4 protein-coding genes are annotated in these 4,014 nt (G+C 67.6%); 1 reads left to right on the top strand and 3 read right to left on the bottom strand.

The features are described from left to right. Positions 1–1,400 (top strand): glycoside hydrolase family 2 TIM barrel-domain containing protein (locus tag AB1609_17245; protein MEW6048194.1); only part of this gene is annotated, 1,400 nt, incomplete at its 5' end. 19 nt (positions 1,401–1,419) lie between these two features. On the opposite strand, the gene AB1609_17250 is transcribed toward AB1609_17245, so the two are convergent. From AB1609_17250 to AB1609_17260, 3 genes are all read right to left on the bottom strand, one after another. Beyond that, positions 1,420–2,430: a carbohydrate kinase gene (locus tag AB1609_17250; GenBank protein ID MEW6048195.1), complete on the bottom strand. Its 1,011-nt coding sequence runs from the start codon at positions 2,428–2,430 to the stop codon at positions 1,420–1,422. Positions 2,431–2,501: 71 nt separating this feature from the next. Beyond that, positions 2,502–3,524 (bottom strand): ABC transporter substrate-binding protein, encoded by a 1,023-nt coding sequence (locus AB1609_17255; protein MEW6048196.1) that lies wholly within the window; start codon positions 3,522–3,524, stop codon positions 2,502–2,504. Positions 3,525–3,587: 63 nt separating this feature from the next. Then, the coding region (locus AB1609_17260; GenBank protein MEW6048197.1) for an ABC transporter permease subunit at positions 3,588–4,014 on the bottom strand (427 nt) is incomplete at its 5' end.

The raw sequence follows: 4,014 nt of genomic DNA on the forward strand, positions 1-4,014 counted from the left end.
GTCTCCACGATGGCGGGGAAGCGGGGGCCGACGCGGGGGAGGGGGGAGCGGAGGCGGCAGTGGCGGTCGACGGGTTTAGAGCCGTCGACGCCGTCTCGACCCGTTTCGGGGTGCGGGAAGCGCGGCGGGGGCCCAACTGGGAACTCTACCTGAACGGGCGACGCTTCTTCGCCCGGGGCACCAATTACCTCTCCCGGCTGTTCATGTCCACCGCCACTCCGCAGCTTTACGACCGCCACCTGGCCCTGGTGCGGGAGCTTGGCATGAATCTGGTGCGGGTGTTCGCCCACGTCGAGCTCCCCTACTTCTATCACCGCTGCGACGAGCTGGGCATCCTGGTCTACCAGGATCTGCCTCTGCAGTGGGGATACGAGCAGTCCGCTGAGGTCCTGGAGGCGGCGCTGGCCATGGCGGAGCAGATGGTCACGGCGCTTCGCAACCATCCCTGCGTGATCATCTGGTGCTGCCACTCCGAGCCCCGTCTCCCCGACTGGCTGGGGCTGACCCGGGCGGTCTTCCGGCGGGTGGCCGAGATGGACTCAAGCCGCATCCTCGTGAAAGCCTCCGTGTTTGCGCCCGTCGACGGGCTGACCAACGAGGAGCAGGACGAGGAGGCGTTTGAGGCATACCACCGCACGGCGCTCACGGTGCCGTGGGTGGGCTGGTATTGGGATGAGATCGAGGACGTCGAAAAGTACGGCCCCCACTTCATCTCGGAAATGGGCGCCCAGGCGGTGCCTGACGTTCAAAGCCTCCGGGAGATGCTGCCGGAGGGGGCGCTCTGGCCCCCAGACTGGGACGTGTGGAAGCGGCACGGCTTTCAGCTCGACGTTTATCGCCAGAACCTGGGGGAGCCGCCAGATACGCTGGAAGCGCTGGTCGCCCGGAGCCAGGCGTACCAGGCAAGGCTGCTCAAGTCCCATGTAGAGGCCTTCCGGCGCAAGAAGTACCGGCCCGTCAATTCCGTAATCCAGTTCACGCTGACCGACTGCGCGCCGGTGATCAGCTGGTCGGTGGTTGACTTCTTCGGGCGGCCCAAGGCGGGATACCACGCCCTGCGGACCGTGATGCAGCCCGTGCTGGTCAGCATCCAGGTGCGAAGCGAGAGCCGGGTGCAGGCGGCACCGGTCGACGTCAACGTCTGGGTGATCAACGACTACCCCCACGGGTTCGAAGGGGCGGAACTGCGCTGGGAGGTGCTGGGGCCTGACGGGGCGCTGCTGCAGGGTGGGGCGAGGAGGCTCGACGTGCCGGCGGACAGCGCGCTCGAAGGGGTGGCGAGGTTGACCTTGGGCTTTCCCCGGGCAGGGCGGTACGTCATCCGGGCGGCTCTGCACGCGGCAGGCGGCGGGCGTTGTCTGGCCCAGAACGAAAGTCAGGTGGACGTAAGGGCCGTTTGACGGCTGCTCGCGCCCCGGTCTACTGGCGCAAGCTCTCCGGGTGTGCCCCCAGGAACGCCTCGACCTGGTCTCGTGTCGGAAGCGCCGTCATGGCGCCGCGAACCTGGACGGTGACCGCGCCCGCCGCGTTGGCCACCCGGAGCATGCGGCGCAGCTCGTCCGAGGTGCACCGGAGGGCAGCCTCCCGCACGGTGCGCGCCTGCTCCCGGGCCAGCGCGGAGAGGCCCCACAAGAACGCGGCCCAGAACGCGTCGCCGGCTCCGGTGGTATCGACGGCTTGCACCCGGAACGCCTCGGCCGACGCGAACTGGCCGCCACGCCCGACCGCCCAGCTCCCGGCAGCGCCTTCTGTGACGACGAGCAGGGCCACCTTGAGATAGGTTTCGAGCAGGCGCCGGGCACCCTCGGCCGTGTCGCTGCCCGACAGGAGCTCCAGTTCCTCCCGGCTCACCTTGACGATGTGGGCGAACGCCAGCGCATTGCGGGTCTCCGCCTTCGCCCGCGCCGGATTCGCCCACAGCGATTCCCGGTAGTTCACGTCCAGGGATATGGTGACGCCGGCTTGCTGGGCCTTCTCGAGGGCACCCAGCAGGGCGCTACGGCCAGGCTCGTCGGCCAGCGTAATCGTGCCGTGGTGCAGGAGGCTGGCGCTGGTGAGGGCTTCGGGATGAAAATCCTCCGGCCGCAGCAGTGTATCGGCCCCGGGCTTGCGGTAGAAGGCGAACTCCCGCTCGCCGCCTTCCCGGATGGCCACGAAGGCCAGGGTGGTCAGAGCGTCCCGGGTCAGCCGCATACCGGACACGTCGACCCCGCTCTGGCCCAGATAGCCGCGCAGGAACCGTCCGAAGGGATCGTCGCCCACCACCCCGACGAACCGCACCGGCACCCCGAGTCGTGCCAGACCGACCGCCACATTGGCCGGGGCACCACCGGGGCATCTTTCGAACGAAAGGACATCCCCTAACGCCGCACCGGCCTGCTGGGAAACCATGTCGATGAGGGCTTCCCCGACAACGAGCACGTGCGACATGGCGGTCACCCCTTAACGGTAAGAGCTGCGGCCCGCGCCTGGCTGCGCCGAGCCCTGACGGCCAGGCCCGCTTAGAGATCACTCACGGCCTCGAAGAGGTCTGACGGCCGGACGTCCTGCCGCACGACCCCGTTTTCCAGCAGGAACCGGTGAAAGCGCCGCCATTTCTCGGAAGACTGCTCCTGCGAGGTGGCGAACTCGGGCAGGGTTCGGCGAAACGCCTCTTCGTTGAGGGCCCGGTCAAGCTCCGGGTTGGCGCGCATGAATGCTTCGAAGGCTGCCACAGGGTTACGCCGGGTCTCCCGAATGGCCTCGTCGAGGGCGACCACCAGCGCCTGCAGGTCGCTTCTGCGTCGCCGCAGGGTGGCGTCGCCCGTCACGACCACGAGTTCGTAGTAGTCAGGCACCCCGTGCTCGGTCAGGTCAAACCAGACGGGACGGGCTCCCTCCCGTTCCAACACCACCGACTCGTAATTCTTGTAAGCGCCGATGACCGCATCGACCTGGCCTGAGAGCAGGGCCGGCGCCAGGTTGAAGTTTACGTTGATGAGCTGCACCTTCGCGGGATCGACGCCCGCCTGGCGGAGCACCGTGCCGAGCAGTGCCTCTTCGAAACCCGCGACGGAATAGCCTACGCGGCGACCGGCGAGGTCTTTCGGGCCTTTGATGCCCGAGGTTTCGAGGGTCATGATGGTGTTGAGGGGGTGTTCGATGAGCACCCCGATAGACCGCACGGGCACCCCCTCGGCCCGCGCCTGCGAGACCGTCGGCTGGTAGCTGATGGCCGCGTCCACGCGCCCGGCGGCCGCCAGCTTGACGGGATCGTTGGGGTCCGCCGGCACGAGGATGTCCACCTCCAGGCCGTGGCGGCGAAAGATGCCCGATTCCCTGGCGAGATAAACGGGCACGTGGTCGGGGTTGGGGAACCAGTCCAGCATCAGTTGGAGCTTTTGGGGGCTCGCCTCAGGGGCCGCCGCAACGGCGGCGGCGGTCGGGGCCGTTGTCAACAGGACGGCCAGAGTGGCTGCCGCCGCGACCCCCCTGATAGCCGCCGTTCTGGCGGCTGATAAGGCTGCATCAAGTTGGCGATGCATGAACCTTGAACTCCCCTCTATCCGGGACAGCGCCGTCTTCTGGGCCTGCCCGGAGTGGTGTGGTTACCTGGAACTCCGCCAGCTCAAGCACCGTTCCAGGAAGGCCACAAGCCCGTAGAGCGCCAGGCCCATGGCCGAAAGCCATACCAAAGACGCGAAGACCAGCGGCACCCGGAGCTGTGCATTGGCCTGCATCATCAAGTAGCCCAGGCCGGCCCGGGCCCCAACCCACTCGCCGATAACGGCCGCAATGGTGGCTACCGAGGCAGCCACCTTGAGCCCCGAGAAGAGAGCCGGTACCGCCCCGGGCAGCTTGAGCCACAACAGCGCCTGCCGCTTCGACGCCCCCAGCGCCGTAAACAGACGCATCATGTCGGGGTCGGGTCGCAGGCCGTCTAGCACGTTCACGGCAACGGGAAAGAACGTGATGACCGATGCCATCACCACCTTGGATCCCCAGCCGTACCCGAACCACAGCACCAGAAGCGGC

Source organism: Bacillota bacterium (assembly GCA_040754675.1).
Taxonomy (GTDB): domain Bacteria; phylum Bacillota; class Limnochordia; order Limnochordales; family Geochordaceae; genus Geochorda.